Source organism: Nocardia sp. PLKS1-43, from assembly GCF_059510335.1.
Genome location: NZ_JCAJZQ010000019.1, coordinates 42,823 through 61,453, shown reverse-complemented (window position 1 = coordinate 61,453; position 18,631 = coordinate 42,823). Strand labels below are relative to the sequence as shown.

11 protein-coding genes and 1 pseudogene are annotated in these 18,631 nt (G+C 63.7%); 7 read left to right on the top strand and 5 right to left on the bottom strand.

What is annotated here, in order from left to right; genetic code table 11:
* Positions 1-6 precede the first annotated feature (6 nt).
* From AC5WS7_RS38210 to AC5WS7_RS38200, 3 genes are all read right to left on the bottom strand, one after another.
* Positions 7-2,325: a TPR repeat domain-containing protein gene (locus tag AC5WS7_RS38210; protein ID WP_495959527.1), complete on the bottom strand. Its 2,319-nt coding sequence runs from the start codon at positions 2,323-2,325 to the stop codon at positions 7-9.
* Between the two features lie 47 nt (positions 2,326-2,372).
* A complete protein-coding gene (locus tag AC5WS7_RS38205) occupies positions 2,373-2,663 on the bottom strand; it encodes a hypothetical protein (protein WP_495959526.1) in 291 nt (96 codons plus the stop codon).
* A gap of 159 nt (positions 2,664-2,822) precedes the next feature.
* Positions 2,823-3,809: a DUF3048 domain-containing protein gene (locus tag AC5WS7_RS38200; RefSeq protein WP_495959525.1), complete on the bottom strand. Its 987-nt coding sequence runs from the start codon at positions 3,807-3,809 to the stop codon at positions 2,823-2,825.
* 141 nt (positions 3,810-3,950) lie between these two features.
* Here AC5WS7_RS38200 and dapA point away from each other — a divergent pair, with 141 nt between their 5' ends.
* The 3 genes from dapA (at position 3,951) to AC5WS7_RS38185 (ending at position 6,659) form a co-directional block, all read left to right on the top strand.
* Complete coding sequence (gene dapA, locus AC5WS7_RS38195) at positions 3,951-4,841, top strand: 4-hydroxy-tetrahydrodipicolinate synthase (protein ID WP_495959524.1); 891 nt, start codon at positions 3,951-3,953, stop codon at positions 4,839-4,841.
* 238 nt (positions 4,842-5,079) lie between these two features.
* Positions 5,080-5,382 (top strand): helix-turn-helix transcriptional regulator, encoded by a 303-nt coding sequence (locus AC5WS7_RS38190; protein ID WP_495959523.1) that lies wholly within the window; start codon positions 5,080-5,082, stop codon positions 5,380-5,382.
* A complete protein-coding gene (locus AC5WS7_RS38185) occupies positions 5,379-6,659 on the top strand; it encodes a type II toxin-antitoxin system HipA family toxin (RefSeq protein ID WP_495959522.1) in 1,281 nt (426 codons plus the stop codon). The genes AC5WS7_RS38190 and AC5WS7_RS38185 overlap by 4 nt, the downstream gene beginning before the upstream one ends.
* 39 nt (positions 6,660-6,698) lie before the next feature.
* Here AC5WS7_RS38185 and AC5WS7_RS38180 read toward each other — a convergent pair whose 3' ends face one another.
* Complete coding sequence (locus tag AC5WS7_RS38180; protein ID WP_495959521.1) at positions 6,699-8,204, bottom strand: plasmid pRiA4b ORF-3 family protein; 1,506 nt, start codon at positions 8,202-8,204, stop codon at positions 6,699-6,701.
* Positions 8,205-8,439: 235 nt separating this feature from the next.
* Between AC5WS7_RS38180 and AC5WS7_RS38175 the strand changes: the two are divergent.
* The 3 genes and pseudogenes from AC5WS7_RS38175 to AC5WS7_RS38165 form a co-directional block, all read left to right on the top strand.
* Positions 8,440-8,616: pseudogene (locus tag AC5WS7_RS38175) on the top strand (Fic family protein); the annotation flags it as partial.
* An 88-nt stretch (positions 8,617-8,704) separates the two neighbouring features.
* Positions 8,705-15,055: a DEAD/DEAH box helicase gene (locus AC5WS7_RS38170; protein WP_495959520.1), complete on the top strand. Its 6,351-nt coding sequence runs from the start codon at positions 8,705-8,707 to the stop codon at positions 15,053-15,055.
* A complete protein-coding gene (locus AC5WS7_RS38165) occupies positions 15,055-17,286 on the top strand; it encodes a 3'-5' exonuclease (RefSeq protein ID WP_495959519.1) in 2,232 nt (743 codons plus the stop codon). Before AC5WS7_RS38170 ends, AC5WS7_RS38165 begins: the two co-directional genes overlap by 1 nt.
* Before the next feature lie 22 nt (positions 17,287-17,308).
* Here the strand turns inward: AC5WS7_RS38165 and AC5WS7_RS38160 are convergent, their stop codons facing one another.
* On the bottom strand, positions 17,309-17,881 hold the full coding sequence (locus AC5WS7_RS38160) for a TetR/AcrR family transcriptional regulator (protein WP_495959518.1): 573 nt from the start codon (positions 17,879-17,881) through the stop codon (positions 17,309-17,311).
* 164 nt (positions 17,882-18,045) lie between these two features.
* Here AC5WS7_RS38160 and AC5WS7_RS38155 point away from each other — a divergent pair, with 164 nt between their 5' ends.
* A complete protein-coding gene (locus AC5WS7_RS38155; RefSeq protein WP_495959517.1) occupies positions 18,046-18,627 on the top strand; it encodes a hypothetical protein in 582 nt (193 codons plus the stop codon).
* Positions 18,628-18,631: the final 4 nt, after the last annotated feature.

Genomic DNA, 18,631 nt, shown 5'->3' with positions numbered 1-18,631 from the left:
GTTTTGTCACTTCGACCCCGGAGGCTTTTGCTGGCTTCGCGGCGCAATATCGGATTCGGTGATAGGTTCCGATTTCGATGGATCTGGACCAGGGAAAACAGTTTCGGGAAGTTGCAGGTTCATGTCGTGCTGGAATCGATTATAGTCGTTGCGCCATGTATTCAGCCCGTCTCCGGTAGCTACGTTATTCCAATTCGTCACGAGGTTACTTCCGTCGGACTGTTCGAAATAACTCGCCGCTTCGGGGTGCTGTTGAACATATCCCTGAGTTTGCAGGTATTCGTCTCGAATGGTGTCGTTCTGGGTGGACTTGAGGATTGATTGCAGTTCGGACGATACCTTGTCGTCAGGGAGGGGATGCGCCGGATCGGCCGGGTTGGCGATGACATCGGCCTTGATATATGAGTCCACGGTCGCGGCGATACCATTGACGACAGGCACGGCCACCGCACTTTCCGGTCCGGCAATCGCAGCACCGGTCTGGACAACGCTGGTTACCCCATCGGCGAACACACCTTTGTCCGCGTACTCCTGCGACGCTTGGTAGGAACGTTCAGCCGCGTGAGCGTTGATATCAGTGGTCAGCCCATTGGTAAGGGCCGATTGCAGATTGGACGCGTTGGCTTGCAGCGACGCCGCGTGATCGGTGTTGACTCCGGACGCGTATTCGAGCGCATCGTGCCACTGCATGCCCGCGCTATTGATGGTGCGTGCCGCCTGCGGATCGGAGTCGAGTACCGCGAGCATGCCGCCCAGTTCACTGGAATCGTGGAACGGGGATTGGATTTGGTGTCCAGCGGAGTCGACCGGCGCACTGTTGAGAATGTTCAATCCGGGAGCATCCGTGACTCCGGCGAAATTGCCCAGGTAGGGCGACAAGGTATTCGCGAGAGTCTGTGTAAGCGCTGGATTCTTTGCTCCCAGGGGATTATCGGGGCTGTTCAGCAAGGATTTGTTGTTCGAATCCCCGAGGATCGAGGCCAGGCCGTACGCCGTCTGTCCCGCCTCATTGTTGGCGAAGGTGCCCTTCGGGAGGGTCGCGTCGTCGCCGATCCATTTGAACACGTTCTGCGCGCCGTGCTGGTCCGGCGACCACTGGTGTTGGAGGATATCGAGTACGTGCTGGTTCCCGTAGTATTTTCCGCCATTGGCGCAGGTGGCGTTCATCCGATCCGCGGCGGCGCGAGCATCCGCATCCGAACTGTTGGGATTCGCGAGGATGGCATCGTGGATCGCGGCGTGATCCCCGGCCGCGTCGTTCAGGAAGGCGTTCGCTATTCCGGGGACCGGGCCGTCTTTGAGACCAGGGTGCGCAGTTGTGAAAGCCGCGAGTTCGGAGCCCTGCTTGATCAGCCCGCGATTGATATCACTGCCCTGGATCGTGGTGTCTCCCTTGGACATCAGGGTGCCGAGTGAATTGAGACTGTTGAACTCGGCCAGGTCACCCGGCTGGCTTTTCAACGCGTTCTGAATGGTGTCGGGTAGCTGGCTCATGCCACCGGTGAGGGCGCCGGTCTGGCCGTTGAGTCCGGCCGAGTGGACCTGTGTGTCGGATACCAAGCGGAAGTCGTTGGCGATGGCGGCCTGTACCTGGTCCTTGCCAGTTCCGGGGAGCTTGCTGCCCAGGTTGGCGATGTCCTGTCCACTCATACCGTTCATGCTCTTGGACAGCGCTTGCAGGTATTCGAATTGGGGCAGGTTGACGCCCTTGCCGTTCGCCAACGCGTCCTTCTCGTCGGCTGCCAAGGTGGTCGCTGCCTTCAGTCGCGCCAGGGTTGCGGCATCGGCCGTGCCGTTGCGGACCGCTTGGAGGTCGGTCTGAGCCTGTTGCGCGGTGAACTGGCCATCGGGATTCGCGGTGTGTTTCTCGGCAGCGATGGGTGCGAGCTGACCGATATCGGCCACAGCCTGGGAGATTTTCGGTGCCCACTTATCCATCGCCCGGCCCAGACTGTCGGCCAGGCTCTGCAAACTGGCGGTGTCGTTGGCGGCCTGATTGACCTCCGGCGCACTGGCCCCTTTCGGCGGGGTGACGGTGAAATCTTCGGCGACAGTCCAGGTCGTCGGCAAGTTCGCCACGGTCTGTTTGATCCTGTCGATCACCCAGCCGGTGTCGCCTTCGGCACCTGCGAGTGTGGTGCACAGGTCGTCGTAGGCGGTGGCCACAGCGCGTTGCTGGCTGCGTTCGCGGTCGGCGCGGCCCGTCGCCGCGGTGTTCGCCGCGCCGGACCAATCGAGGCCGTGAATGGTGCGCTGCATCGCATCGGCTCGTGTGTCGATGGCATCGCGGATAGTGCCCGCAGTGGTGGACACCTGTTGCAGCATGCCCGATTTCCACTTTGCGACTTGAGATTTCGTCGGCGTTCCCATGATCAGGCCCCCGTCGAGTTCAGATCGCCGAACTTGGCCAGTTTGTCCGCGAGCTCCTGGTCCTGATCTTTGAACTGCGCCGCGGTCGTGTAGAGCAAGTCGGCCACGGCGGCGTGGCGTGAGGCGATGACCTGCTGGGCAACGAGACTCGCGCCATCGACATCGCCCAACGCACCGGCGATCGGCGAACCGATCAGAGCCAGGATGCCGCGTTCGGCCTTCAGATCCGGGAAGACCTTCTTGTCCTCGATTTCATCACCGAGCTTGCCTATGGTCAGAGCTGCCTCTACCAAGGATTCCGGAGTAATTTTCATCAGAGCCCCCTCCGTGCCGATCGAACACCGATCCTCGGTCAGTATAGACACCGGTGGACGAAAACCACTGTTCGCCAGCCACTTCGACCGTTCGAGGTTCGAGAGAAGCTTCCGCCGATCCCACCACGAGGACAGGGGTCACCAGAGCTGCTCTGGAATCAGAACTGTCCAAAGCTGCCCCGGCGCGAAGGAGATGGCTGTATCGGTGGGGGTTGTATAGGTTGTGCCTGCCTGTGGGGAGGGCCGGGACCACACGGCCGGGAACGCTCGACCGTCACGAAGTACGAGTGCCCGACCGCTACCAGTCGTCCGGGCCACGGGTGAGACGCTGCCCGCGACGTCGTGGATCGCCGAATCGCGCACCTGCACACTCTGCAGCACGACCGTACTTGCCATGAGCTGTCCGGTATCGGCGGTGGTGTAGGCGGCACCGTCCATGGACACCAGCCACCGGTGGTTGCTGGGTGACCAGTCGAAACCGATCGCCGCGTCCGGATACCGCGCTTCCTCATGTTGCGTGGGCCGGCCGCCGACAGGCGCAGGACCGAAGGGCAGCTGCGAAGCCGGCGGCCAGCCGCCGCCCACGGGCAACTGATCAGAGCGGACGAACAGGTTGTGCGGCGTGGCGCGACTGTAGTCGCGGTAGTACGCCGCGGATTGCCGATCGGCCGAGGCGTTCTGGAGCGAGGCGGAATCGATCGATGCCACCAGCTCGGGTGCGGCACCAGAGGATGCCAAGGTCGGGTTGCCGAACTGGCCCAACAGCGTCAGATCCGTCTCCCGCGCGCTGCGGATAGGTCCGATCACCGGGGGTTTGTGAGTCGAGAACACGGCGGCCAACCGGCTCGAACCACCCTCGACCGGCTCGACGTAGACCACATCGGCGGCTCCGAGCCCTACCGGTGGCCGTGCCTGCGGACTGTTGTCTATCTTCGCGACCAGCACGGGCGCCCCTGCCCGGGAAGATGTGGTCGAGTCGGGTGGGGCAGGCTCGGGTCCGGTGCCGCTACTGCACGCGAACGTAGTGCACATTCCCAGTGTCATCAGGAACGCGGCAATCCACACCCACCATCGCTGTCGCATAGGGAAAACCCTCTGACGCGATTTTACGCCGCGCTCGACCACGGCAAGAGTGGTCGGGCCGGTCGCCGGTTGAGGCTTTTGTCCCCGGCCAGCGCCCGTGGAACCACCCCGACGACGCACTTCGCGTGGGCACGGGCCTTGCACACGGGCGGTGAGGTGCTCGCCGGATGTAATCTCACGATCATGGTGGACACCCCCTTCGGTCGAGTCATCACGGCGATGGTGACCCCCATGCACGCCGACGGCTCGATCGACTACGACGGCCTGCAGAACCTCGCCGTATATCTCGCCGACCACGGCCATGACGGATTGCTGGTCAACGGAACCACGGGTGAGTCCGCCACCACCACCGACGAGGAGGACTACGCCTGCGTGCGGGCGGTGGTCGAGGCTGTGGGCGACCGCGTCGCGGTGATGGCCGGCTGCGGCACCAACGACACCGAGCATTCCACTCGTGCGGCGCGCGAGATGGTTGCCTGCGGGGCCGACGCTCTGCTCGTTGTCACGCCGTACTACAACAAGCCGCCGCAGGACTGCATCCTCGAACACTTCCGTCTGGTCGCCGAGGCCGGTGGCGGTGTGCCGGTCATGCTGTACGACATCCCGGGCCGGACCGGGACGGCGCTGAGCACCGATACCATTCGCCGCGCGGCCGACATTCCCGCCGTGCGCGCCGTCAAAGATGCCAAGGGTGATTTCTTCGAGGCCAGCCGGCTCATGTCGCAGACCGACCTGCTCTGGTATTCCGGCGACGACGTCGTCAACCTCCCACACCTCGCTCAAGGCGCGACCGGCATCGTGTCGGTGGTCGGTCACGTCGCGGGCGACCGCTACGCGGAGATGATCGCCGCCGTCGACCGCGGCGACCTGTCTCGGGCACGCGAGATCCACCGGCGTCTCATCCCCGCCGTCGACGCGATCATGCACGTCTCACAGGGCGCCATCCAGTCCAAAGCCGCGATGAAAATGCTCGGCGTCATCTCCTCCGACGCGCTGCGTATGCCATACCGGCAGGGCCCGCCGGAGCATCAGCAACGCCTGCGCGCCGGGCTCGAGGAATCCGGTCTGTTGTAGACAGGCACGTGAACATCACCGTGCAGCAGCCCCGATTACCCTGCTGTACAGCGACCACGACCTGCTGCGGAGGCCGAAGAGTTGTTCTGAATGTCGCCGTACGACGACATCTTCTATTGTCGCCATACGGCGACAGCGCAGCAGATGCGGCCGACGCCTCAAGCGCTCTACTCGGGTCCGACTGAAGTCGCATTGCGGACTCGTGTCGCCATACGGCGACATAAGGTAATGTCGCCGTATGGCGACAGCAAGGGTGGATCGAGCCGACGACCTGGGACCTGCCCTGCGCGAGGTCAGGGTTGCCGACGGCGTCACCCAGTCCGCGCTGGCGGCGCTGGCCGACGTGGGGCGGCAGTGGCTCAACTCCTTCGAGATGGGTGACAAGCCATCCGCACCGCTCGACATGGTCATGCGTGTTGCCGCGGCCCTGGGCGTGACACTCATGCTGACTCCGCCGGAAAGATTCCGAACCGGCACAGACAAGTCCATCGACGATGAACCAATCGACCTCGAAGCGCACCTCGAGAAGTACAACCAATGAGCATCGCGAACGAGCGTCAGTTATTTGTCGTGATGAACGGCCGCGTGATCGGCGATGTCCAGCGCACGGGAAAACGCCGGATGCGACTGCGCTATTCGGACTCTCGCGGGCAGAGTTTCACCCCGCTGTCGGTGTCGATGCCTGGCCCGATAGGGCGATACCGAGAATCGATCTTGGATCCGTGGCTCTCCGGCCTTCTGCCGGATCGCCCCGAAACCCTTCGACAGTGGCGACGTCAGTTCGGCATCTCCCACGAAACCGACGCCTACTCTCTCTTGCGGCATGTCGGCGAGGACCTCGCCGGCGCTGCGCAGTTCGTTCGCCCCGAACGCCTCGACGCCGTGCTGGAACGATCCGGACGCCTGATCAAATTGGATGGTCCTCGAATCGCGGAAATGCTTCGCCGCGCCAAGGCGGACCTGCCTGTATCGGATATCGACAACGGGCAGGGCAAGTTCTCCCTCGCGGGGGCTCAAGCGAAAATCGCACTTCACCGCACCGAAGACGGCTGGACCGACCCGTCAGGCAGCGTGCCGTCCACTCACATCGTCAAACCTGCCATTCCCGGCATGACCGACCAGGATCTGGTGGAGGCCGTGACGTTACGCACGGCGAGCAACCTCGGACTGAGCGTCGCAAAGTGTTCGGTCGAAGAGTTCGGCGATGAGCGCGCCATCGTCGTGGAGCGCTACGACCGCGCCCAGCAATCCGACGGCCGGTGGATTCGCGTGCACCAGGAAGACATGTGCCAGGCACTGGGCATGTGGCCCACCCGCAAGTACGAAAGCCAGGGCGGTCCGGGCGCAGTCTCGCTGGCCGATCTGATTCGCCGCGAAAGTCGGCAACCATCGGATGACGTGCGCCGACTCGTTCGGGCGCTCATCTTCAATTGGCTCGTCTGCGGCACGGACGCTCACGCCCGCAACTATTCGCTTCTACTCAGCGGACAGACCATCCGTCTGGCACCGCTGTACGACCTCAACTCCCATCTCGCCTATTCCGACGGTTCCGGGAACAGCTTGTCGATGTCCGTCGGAGGGATGTTCCATGCCGATCGAATTACGGTCGACAATTGGGTGCGGTTCGCTCCGGCCCTGCACATCCAGCCCGACTGGCTGCGAATTGAGATCGACCGGCAGCGTGAGGGCCTGCTGGACGCAATGGCAGCGGCCGCGGCCTCAGCCGACATCGCCACCTACGACAGCCCGGCCGTTCGTCGACTGTTGTCCAACGCCGCCGACTGGGTGGATCGGCGGTTCGGACGAGGCGGTAAGTGAGTTCGGTCAAGATGCCGTTCCAGGTTGATACATCGGCGATCAGTCGACCAGCGCGGCCTTCGCGAACAGGCGCGCTCCATGCGTCGGTTCGGTATGCAGGCCAAGACGATCCGCGCGTCGAAGTAGGCCAAGCCTGTCGAGCATGTCCCGCACATGCCGTACTCCCGCGGCGGCATCGGCTGAGGTGCAGCAAATATTGTCAGCGGAGCACCAGCCCAGCGCCGTCAACGATCGCGCGGTGACGTCGACGGGTTCCGCGGCGCCGCCGGCGAGCGCGCACAGATAGAAGAGCCCGGCCTCTCGTTCGAAGGTGTTGCGAGTCAGTTCGGGGGTCTTCGCGGCGAGATGTCGCCACAGCGCGACCGGATCCTCCCGCAGCGACTGCGCCGTCTTCGTAACATGCAGTCGCCCACGATGTTTACGAACCAATCCAAGTTTCTGCGCGGACTCGCGAAGCTCGAGCACCTGCGGTGTCATATCCTCCCGGTTCCCCTTGCCGATCCAATGCTCATCCATCCCCAACTCGGTGAATACGGCCGAGACCACACGTGGCGGCAGATAACCCGCCTGCGTCAGCGCGACCCCGTCGACGCCGATGTGGTCGAGCAGGCATCGGTAAGGCCGCACGACACGCTCGGCTTCATCCGCATCGATCTGTACGGGGCAGTCGAATTCGGTTCGACCGATGAGCGCCAACAGTTTTCGCCGAGCGGTCGAGGCCGGCAACCGAGCCCAGAGCGCCGCGAGTACCGCGGGCGCATGCAGTATCGCGCCATCGGCGTCATCGGGCCGCGGCGCAGCCTCGCCGGTACCGAATTCCGTCAGGGCAGAATTGATTCCGTCGATATCGAATGGTGTGGGCCGAAAGTGATCCGGATCGACGTCCCCATGCCACTCGCGGAAGGTCCGTAGCGCCTCGGCGTGATCTGGATGTCCGGCATCGGCTGCCGCGGCGACAAGTTCGTATCCGCCGATCCCACCGCAATCCTCGGGCGGCCCGGGACGCCGCCCGGCCGTGCAGATCGCCCGGCGCGTCACGGCAGAGTGCGGCAATACCGCCTCGAGCGCGACCACATGCAGCCAGTCGTCACCGAAGTCGTAGCAATAGGAGAGGCAGTCGCCGGGATCGACGAGCAGCTCATCCAGACGAACGCGCTCCTCCGCCACTCCGTCGTCATCCTCTTCGAGCATGAATGGACACAGATACCGTTCAACCTCGAGATCGTGATAGCCCGGTCCGCTACGAAATTCGTGCAGATGGCTGTCGGTCCAGCCGAAGGCAGCCTGTAGTACCTCGTGCAGTTCGTCGAGAAACAGATCGGATGACAGTTCCAAACGACGCCACAGAGCAGGCTCGGCGTCCTGCAGGTCGACCCGCACCCGGTAGGTCACCACCTTGGCTCGCCGTGGACGTCGCGGCGAGGGGACGGGGTGGTCATAGTGATCGCCCAGCGTCGACGACTTGCTCGGCGCGGCATCGAACACTGTTCCTGGAACAGCAGCCGGGAAGCCGCTGACGTTTGAAAACCTGGCGTCGTCGGTCACGCCGCGAGGATACGCAGGCCACGCCGAGACGTAGTGCGGCACTGCTTGCTCACACTGGGCAGAGTGGTGAACGGGGTCCCGCACCTCGACAGCCCATACGCCCGAGCAGGAACAGCGGCTACCGATGTCGTGACTCACAACCGCCACCAACCGAGCGATTTCCTGAGCTTGGACCCCATAAACTCAGGGAAGCTCGAGGTTGGCTGCGGTTCGGCGAACGGAGATCACACAGCGTCTTGCAGGCACGAACGACGGGCGTGTCTATCGAGCATTGGGAAAGCTCACCGACATCGGCATTCTCGAAGTGCTGTCGTCGAGCAAGCGTAACCAAATCTGGGCCGCAACCGATGTGCTCGCTGAACTCGATGCGCTCAGCCCGGCCATCGGCAAGCGAGTAACCGAATACGATTGAGCGTCAGACGTATTCACCGAACACAAGGCCGTAATCCGAGTTACAGCAAACGGGGCCTGAACCACCGAACGTCGGAGGGGAGTCGATCATGGGGGCACTGCTGCCCACACTGCAGGCCGACAGGCTGCGGGAAGGTCTGACCGACTACCTCGCCACCACCTTCGCGTTGACCGATGCAGATACCAAGGGTGCGCTGGTCGACTTCATCGACCATCCCCGCGACGGCATGTTCAAGGGCCCCTACCTGCGGCTTCGGTTGCCGTTCGCACCAGCGCGCGGCAACTGGGGCATGCACCTGGACTGGTGGCCGGACGAGTTCGTGCCGTACGGGCACCAGGCGCAGGCGTTCGAGCAGCTGTCGACGAAGTTCCAGTCGCGGCCGCAGCCGACGCTGGTCACCACCGGCACCGGTTCGGGTAAGACCGAATCGTTTCTGATCCCCATCCTCGACCACGTGCTGCGCGCCAAGAAGGCCGGTGTGGCCGGGATGAAGGCGCTCATCATCTATCCGATGAACGCCCTGGCCAACGACCAGGAACAACGTCTAGCGCGGATGATCAGCAGCAATCCGGCACTTGCGGGGGTGACTGCCGGTCTCTATACCGGCGAGAGTTCGACGAGCAGCCGCACGCTGGTCTCGCAGGACGGGCTGATCACCGATCGCCGCATCATGCACGATTCGCCGCCGGACATCCTGCTCACCAACTATAAGATGCTCGACCACATGCTGTTGCGTCCGGACCGGGCGCCGATGTGGCGGCAGTCGGCGGAGTCGCTGCAGTATCTGGTGCTCGACGAGTTCCACACCTACGACGGCGCGCAAGGCACCGATGTGGCCATGCTGCTGCGGCGGCTGGGGTTGACGATCAAGTCGTATTGGACCGAGGACACGGCGGTCACCGACGAGGACCGGGCACGGCCGCTCGGCCGGATCACCCCCGTCGCGACGTCGGCGACGCTCGGGTCCGAAAAGACGCCGACCGCCATGCTCGATTTCGCACACACGGTCTTCGGCGAGGTCTTCACCGAGGGCGCGGTCGTCGGCGAAACCCGGCTGAGCCCGGACCAATGGCTCGCCGATCGCAGCCCCGCCCTGGATCACCTGTACCGCCCGATCCGCCACCCGGCGATCGACGAGGAGAACCTCGACGACCTGAAAAATCGCGTCGCCGACGCGCCGAACAACGCCGCGGCCACCGCATTGATTCTTGCCACCCTGTTCGAACGGGTCGATGCGGAAGGCGGTCTCGCCGAGCGTGCTGCCGATCTGCGAAAGCTCGACGACACCGAACTACTCGACCTGCTGAAGAATCACGACCTCTTCCGGAACCTACTTCGCAAGTGCGTCGACGCGACTTCTCTCGCCGAGCTCGCCGACACCATCTTGGAGACCACGACCAGCAGCCGTGAGCAGCCGCGCGACGTTGCCCGTCGGCAGCGCTATCTGGACTACCTGTTCGCATCGCTGTCTCATCTGCGAGCAGGCATCGGGCGCAGTGCATTGAATGTCGATGTGCACCTGTGGATTCGGGAATTGTCCCGGATCGACCGGAATCTGGCCGCCGCCACCGTATTTCATTGGGCCGATGACGGCGCCGTAGATACGCCCGGCACGACCTACCTGCCCGCCGTGTTCTGCCGGCACTGCGGAAGATCGGGCTGGGGTGCACGTCTGGCGCCTACGGGTATGGCGCTGGACGTCTCCGATGATGACATCCGTCGTCAGCACGCTACGGACGGCCAGCGTATCCGTGCATTGATCTCCGCACCCGTCGAAGCACAACTCGGCAAAGATATCGAGGGCTTGCGGTGGTTACGTGTCGACGAACGCGAAATCATCGAGGAGACACCGGATCCCGAAGGCACCGAGATACTGGAAGGTCGCGTTCTTCCGATCTTGGTGCTCACCGGGCCAGATGCCGAGGAAAATTCCAAGAAGGATATGTGCCCGGCCTGCCGGACCGCGGACGGTATCCGATTCCTCGGCAGCGCGGTGGCCACCCAGCTCTCGGTGGCGTTGTCGAGCATGTTCGGCGATCCCGGACTCGACTCCGCCGAGAAGAAGGCGCTGATGTTCACCGACAGCGTGCAGGATGCGGCGCATCGCGCCGGGTTCGTGCAGGCACGCTCGCACACCCTCAGCCTGCGGTCGACTCTCCGAAATGCCCTCGGGACAACAACTTCCGACGCCGGACTGCTGCCTCTGACAGATCTGTGCGAGGCCGTGATCGACCTGGCCGAACCGAATGCCATGCGCCGGTATCACCTGCTGGCACCGGACATCGTCGAGCGCGACGAGTTCAAGGCGTTCTGGGACGATCAAGCTGTCTCGACCGCTCGCAACAAGGCCCTGCGTCTGGTGCGTAAGCGCCTCCAGTTCGATATCAACCTCGAATTCGGCTTGCAGTCACGACTCGGCCGCACCCTCGAGCTCACCGGAAGCGTTGTCGCCGAAGCAGATCTGGGATCACCGGAGCGAATCGTCGAGCTGGGCACGCGCGCGCTCGGCAACACCGAACACCAGCTGACCTTCGCCGAGCCGGATCCCGTGGCGGTGACCCGATGGGTGCGCGGGACCGTCGAACGGATGCGCACCCAGGGCGCGATCGGGCATCCCTGGCTCGACAAATACATCGCCAAGGATGCGAACCGTCGGTGGGTGTGGGGCGGGCGGCCCAAACACGAAGGGATGCCGGCCTTTCCGAAAGGTCGTCCGGCGCCCGCATTTCCGGCTATCGGGTCACGCACGATTCCCGAGGGTTTCGATGCGATCACTTCCCCGGCTGCCTGGTACGCACGTTGGGCCAGCAAATGCCTGGGGGTGTCGGCCTTCGAGGGAGGTTTCGCGGCACGGGCGCTGTTCGCGGCGCTCGCCGAGCAGCGGATCCTGACCACGAGAACCACCGAGAAAGACCTCACCGTCTACCAACTGGGCTCGGCCTCCGTGTTGGTGGGTGCCACCCGACTGGCAGATCTCGAGGCCGGATCGAATCTGCTCACCTGTGATGTCTGCCAGACACAGATTCCCGGAACAGACACTGTCACAACACAACTCGACGGCGCGTCCTGTCTGCTCGACCGATGCCCCGGCACCCTGCATCGCACGCCGCGCGGGTCGAACTTCTACCGCAAGCTCTACGGCGACTCGGAGATGAAGCGCGTCGTCGCTCGCGAGCACACCTCACTGCTGCCTACCGAGACTCGGCTCGAATACGAGACCAAGTTCAAGCAGACCACCCCCGATCCGACCGCGCCCAACGTCCTCGTCGCGACACCGACGCTGGAGATGGGTATCGACATCGGCGATCTGTCGACGGTCATGCTCGGCTCGATGCCGCGTACGGTGTCCTCCTATCTGCAGCGCGTCGGCCGCGCCGGACGTGCCACCGGTAACTCGTTGGTACTGGCCTTCGTCCGCGGGCGGGGTGAGCACCTGCCCAAGCTCTACGAACCGACCTCCGTGATCCAGGGCGATGTGCGCCCACCGGCCACCTTCCTCACCGCCGAGGAAATCCTGCAACGACAGTACGTCGCGCACATCGTCGACCGGCTCGCGCGAGAGCCGGGGGCGATGGACCCCATCGAGGCCCGAGCGGTGCTGGGCACATTCGACCAAGGCAGTTGGATGGCAACACTTCTCGCCGCCGCAGATGCGGATTCGAAGAAGCTGTTGGATACCTTCCTCGCCCAATTCGACGGACTGCTCGACACACGCACACAGGACACCTTGCGTGCCTGGGCCACCGGGGACGCAGACGGGACACCCAGTGGGCTGGTCGAACACTTGCGTGACGTGGTGCACCGCTGGAACCGTGACGTCCACGAATTGACGGACAGGCGCACAGCCGTCGATGCCGCCATTCCCGAGTTCGAGAAGCGCGCCAACTCCCCCGCCGCCACCGATGAGGACAAGCGTGAACTACGCACGGCCAAAGGTACTTTGCGGGTGCTGGGCAAGCACATCAAGGAGCTCACCACCGAGCATTGGGTGGGCGTCCTCGAACGGTACGGGGTACTGCCCAACTACACGTTGCTCGACGATTCGGTAACCCTGGATGTCGGGATCACCTGGATCGATCCCGATACCAATCAATACGCCGGCGGCACCGCCAGCTACCAGCGCGGTTCACGCGTCGCACTCACCGAGTTGGCCCCGGGCGCAACGTTTTACGCGCAAGGGCTGGCGGTGCAGATCGATGCGGTCGACCTCGGTCCCGGCGAAGCGAACATCCACACCTGGCGGATGTGCCCGCGATGCGGATGGGTCGGCATCTCGCATGCCGCGGACGACAGCCCGCCACCCGCACAATGCCCACGCTGTCACAGCCCAGCCATCTCCGATGTGAACCAACAACTCCAGGTCGTCGAGATGTCGCGCGTTTCGGCAGAGGTCCGCCGTGACGAAGCATCCATCACCGACTCCCGAGACGACCGCAAACGCGAGTCGTTCAAGGTCATCACGGCCGCCGATATCAACCCCGACGATGTGGCGCAGCGATGGTTCGTCACCGACCGCGACTTCGGTGCGGAATACCTGCAGCGCATAGACATTCGGTGGCTCAATATGGGCCGGCGCACCTCCCAGGGAGGCAAACGCGAGATCGCCGGGGAGGAATCGACCAGTGGACTGTTCCGCGTCTGTTCCGGTTGCGGCCAGCTCGACCGCATCGCCGGGCACAACCGGAGCCACGAACACCGCAGCTGGTGCAAATTCCGCACTGCGACCGACGAGAAACACGTGCGTGAGATCGCGCTGGCTCGAACCCTGAACACTCAGGCGGTCCTGCTGCACGTGCCCGGCTGGCTCGAGTACGACTCGTTCACCTACCCGAGCCTGAAGGCCGCGATCCTGCTCGGCCTGCGAGAGGTGATCGGAGGTTCGCCGGAACATCTGGACGTCGCGATCATTCCCGATGCCCTGCACGCACCGAACCAGCACGCACTGCTGATCCACGACACCGTTCCCGGCGGCACCGGATATCTCGCCGAATTCGCCGACGCCGCAAAGGTCTGGGCCGTGCTTGCGGCCGCGCGGCGGGTCGTCCAGGACTGCGAATGCGCCGAACAACAGCGGCTTGCCTGTCATAAATGTCTGCTGCCGTTCGCCACACCGTACGAGCTCGAGCAAGTGTCACGTAAGAGCGCAGCACGGGTTCTCGACGAACTCTTGGGAGTCGAGAAACAAGCCGAACCGCTCTGGAGTGATTGGGAGAACTTCCTGACCACCGAACAACCGCGGCGCAGAGTCGGCAGCGAGGAGTCGGCACTCGAGGGCAGGTTCTATGCCGCCTTCATCAAGCGTATGAAGAATATGGGCGCGACGATCAAGGAGACGCCGGGGACCTACGCCCCTTCTGCGAGGATCACGTTGCCCGGCAAGGTAATTCGAACCTGGACACTGACACCTCAGAGGCGTATGGAGAACAGCCGGCCCGATTTCGAACTGAGTACCGTCGATACGAACGTTCCCGCCATCGCGATCTTCGCCGACGGACGCCGGTTTCATGCGATGTCCGACAAGAACAGGGTCGCCGATGATGCGAGTAAGCGCGAAAACCTCCGAATCGGCAACAAGATCGTGTGGGCCTTCGGTCACGAGGACCTGGTGCGCTTCGAAGCCGGAAAGACGCCCGTTCCGTCGTGGTACAAGGAGCAGCTGGCCAAGGTCACCATGCAGAACGGCAGTCTCCGCCCGGGGCTGTTCAAATTGATCACTGCGGACCCGATCACACAGCTCGTGGAGTTCATGCAGGATCCGGACCGTGAAGCGTGGGCGACCGTCGGACATTGGCTCCCGATGATGTTCATGGGAACCGACCGGGTCAAGGGCGACCTGACCGCGGTCGCCCCCTGGGCGCTGGATCTATTGGACGGTCGTGCACCGTCCATTCCGGAAGGGGACTACGCATGCTGGTCTTATTCCTATGGCCCCCTTGCGATTACCGCTGCACTGCGGCCGGACACGAAAACGATCCACGCCGTGCTCGTCCTCGATGATCGCGACGAGAAGCTGGAAGCTCTCGACGGCCAGGCGTGGAAGGAATGGCTGCGCCTGTCGAATTGGTTCGGGCTGTGCGACAACCACACCATCACCACACGTAGCCTGCTCGCTGCCAACACCGAAGCCCCGAAGGAAACACCGGCCATAAGCGTCACCGATCTGACTCCCGACTACCAGCAGGCATACGGCGACGCGTTCTCCACCGCCGAGAGGGAGCTCGTAATCGCGCTCGCATCCGCGCAGGCACCGGTCCCGGTGGTCGGTGGCGAGAGCGACGACGGCCATGCACTGGACCTGGCCTGGCCGCAGGCGCAGGTGGTGGTGTTGTTCGATGCCGAGTCCGAAACCGCGCAGGTGATGACGGAACGCGGTTGGACCATCTGTCCGCCGGATGCCGGGCGAATCGTGGAAGCTTTGACGACGAACGGGCTGATGTGATGGCGAATATCGTCATAGCGACCAACACCAAGGCGATGGGCAAGCTCGACGGCTCCGTCAAGCGCAAGGTGTACGACTTCCTCGAGAAGCTCCAAGCCGACGACACCGCACCGGGTTTGCATATCGAGCCCATCAAGGGCGCGTCCGACGCACGAGTTCGGACCGGCCGGGTCGATCTGAACTATCGGGCGATTCTGTTCCGCCTCGACCCCGAAGGCGGCGACACCACCTACGTCTATATGGGGACGTGGAAGCACGATGAGGCGAACGATCTCGCCGAGCAGTCGACGCTGCGGGTCAACAAGATCAACGGCACGGTCGAGGGAATCATCGGCGAGATCAACGGCCGCGAAGACCGTAAGAAGGTCTCGGCCATACCTGACGCGACAGCCGAAGACCGCGCCACCGTCGATCGGGACAAACCGCCGTATCTGGTCGGCGCAGGATTCACCACGAGCGATCTCGTCGACCGCCTGGGACTGGATCCCTTGCTGGCCGAACGGGCCATGGCCGCGGCCGACGACTACGCGATCAATGAGATCGCGGCCGATATCGACGGGTGGCAGGGCGACGCCTTGCTGGACCTCGCCTGTGGCACTGCCATCGATGACATTCGCGAGAAGTACTCGTTCACCGATGGCGCCGTGGACGAGAGTTTGGACGAGGACAGTCAGATCCTTGCCGCACTCGAGCATCCTGCGTCGAGGATGCAGTTCACCTACATCGATGACACCGAGGAACTCCGACGCGTCATCGAGGGCGGTGATTTCGCGGCATGGCGCACCTTCCTGCATCCCGAACAGCGCACCTACGTCGAGAAGGACTTCAACGGCGCCTTCCGGTTGTCCGGTGGCGCCGGCACAGGAAAGACCGTCGTAGCGATCCATCGCGCGCGCAGGCTGTGGAGGAGCAACCCGCAGGCACGAATTATTCTGACCACCTTCAACAAAACTCTCGCCAAGGGGCTCGAAGCAGACCTGAAGGTCCTCGATCCCGGGGTGACCATCGCCAAACGTCCCGGCGATCCGGGTATCTACGTCGCGGGCATCGACAAGCTCGCCAGCGATATCGCACACCGGGCAACCGATCTGACGGCCGCCACTACCGCAGTTTTCGGAGCTCCCGTCGATGCGACCCCGAAACGCACGACCCCGGACCGAGTGTGGCGGGAGATTGCTCAGCCCGGCGGCAGCGGTCTCGACCAGCGGCTGTCCACTCCGGCCTTCCTCGAAAACGAGTACGTATCAGTTGTTTTGGCCAACAAGGTGACGACACTGGAACAGTACGTTCGAGTTGCGCGCGCGGGGCGCGGGGTACGCCTGAGCCGGGCGCAGCGAATTGCGGTCTGGAAACTGGTGGAAGCGTTCCGGCGGCACAGTCGCACCGACAGCAGCCTCAGCTTCCCGGAAATCCTCGCGGTGGCCGCCGAACATCTGAAACTCGGACAGCAAGCCGGGAAACCTTTCGTTGCGGATCATGTGCTCGTAGATGAGGCCCAGGATCTACACGCGACCCACTGGGCGCTACTGCGCGCCTTGGTACCCGAAGGCAGTAACGACCTTTTCATCGCCGAAGACTCGCATCAGCGGATCTATGGACAACCGGTTGTGTTGGGACGCATGGGGATAAAGATCGTCGGCCGCTCCCGCCGACTGACGCTGAACTACCGGACAACCGCACAGAACCTCAACTTCGCCGTGGGAGTTCTCTCGGGGGCCGACTACCACGATCTGGAGGAAGGCGAAGAGTCGACCCTGGGGTACCGCTCGGCGCGACTGGGACCGAATCCTGATCGCCATCAGTGCAATTCGCTAGCAGACGAGTTGGATTACGTCGCCGAGACCGTGCATAAGTGGCTTGCCGAGGGAGCCGAACCCGAGACCATCGCAGTGTTGACCCGCGGCCAGAACGACCGCACCCAATTCGTACGAGCGCTCGGTGAGCGCGGGATCGATGCGCGCGCACTCGATGACAACCCTGCGACCACCGGGCACGTCCAAGTGTTGACCATGCATCGGTCGAAAGGCATGGAGTTCTCGCGAGTCGTTCTCGCCGGAGTCGACGAGGCTCACGTTCCCTCGCAGGCAGCCATGCGGACAGTGCCGGAAGAGGAAAAGGCCGAAGCCGAACTGCGCGAGAGGTCCCTGCTGTATGTAGCAGCCAGCCGGGCCCGTGACGAGCTCGTTGTGACCTGGAGCGGAAAACCGTCGACGTTGCTGGGGAACGCGTAGCTCGGCCACCACCGATACGATTTCAGGCGCTCGCTCCCTGACGGCTGCGGTAACCGAGCAGGCCCTCGACCCCTCGCAAAAACGTGTCGCAGATGGGCTTCGGGTCGGCGAGGCACCCTGCCGCCATGGCGCCGTCCCGCAGCATGACGAAGTGCCGGGCGGCGGGGTCGGGGTCGGGTTTGCCTGTGGCGGTGAAGAGTTCGGTCATTGTGGTCAGGAACCAGTTGCGGTGGTTCAGGACTGCCTGGTGGACCGGGTGGGCAGGGTCGGGGAATTCCGCGGCGGCGTTGAGGAAGGCGCAGCCTCGGAAGCCTTTTCGCTGGATGTCGTCGGCTATGGATCGGGCGACGGCTCGGATGATGTCGTCGGGGGGCGCGGCGGGGGCGCGGGCGGCGGCGACCTGGGCGCGGACCGCCTCGTCGGCTCGTCTCAGGTAGGCGACGAGGAGGTCGTTCTTGCCGGGGAAATGCCGGTAGAGGGTGGCTCGGGTGACCTTCGCCTCGCTGATGACGCGCTCGACGCCCACGGCGTGCAGGCCCTCGGCGTAGAAGAGGCCGGTCGCCGTGTCGAGCAGTCGTGCCCGCGCTTCCGACATGTGTTGCCCATCCGTTCCCTCGAAGTGTCGTCACCAGGCTAGCAGAAAGAACGATCGGTCTTGACAACGCCGGCCGGGTACCGCAGGCTCAGGTATACCGATCGTTCTTTCTCTGTGCGGGAACGTCGCGATCGCCCACCGCTTCACCAATCGAGAGGGACCTGATGTCCAGTCCATTCGCCACCGACGCCCGCAGCCTCGATACGGCGGCCGATGCCGCCAACGGCACCAGGACGCTGCGGAATCTGTACTACGCCCGGTTCGGATTCGCCATCGTCTGGGCGGTTCCGATGATGACTGTCGCCGAGACGATCAGCCCGGGAACCGTTGCGCTACTGGTGATTTACCCGCTTTTCGACGTTGCCGCGGCCGTGATCGACTTCCGTTCCTCGGGCAGCACTCGCGCGAAGTCGCCGCTCTACATCAATATGGCGTTGAGCCTGCTCGCCACCGCCGGACTGTACGCGGCGGTCGGATCCGGAATCCCGAATGTGTTGCGGGTGTGGGGTATTTGGGCGATCACCGCGGGGGTCGTGCAGCTGATCGTCGCGATTCTGCGCTATCGGCTCGGTGGCCAGTGGGCGATGATTCTCAGCGGTGGGATTTCCGTCCTCGCCGGTGGCAGTTTCGTCGCGATGGCGGGCGGGCCGAAAGCCGCACTCACCTCCGTCGCCGGGTACGCGATCCTGGGCGGGGTCTTCTTCCTGATCTCCGCGATCCGGCTGCACCGCATCGGAACGAAGTAGATTG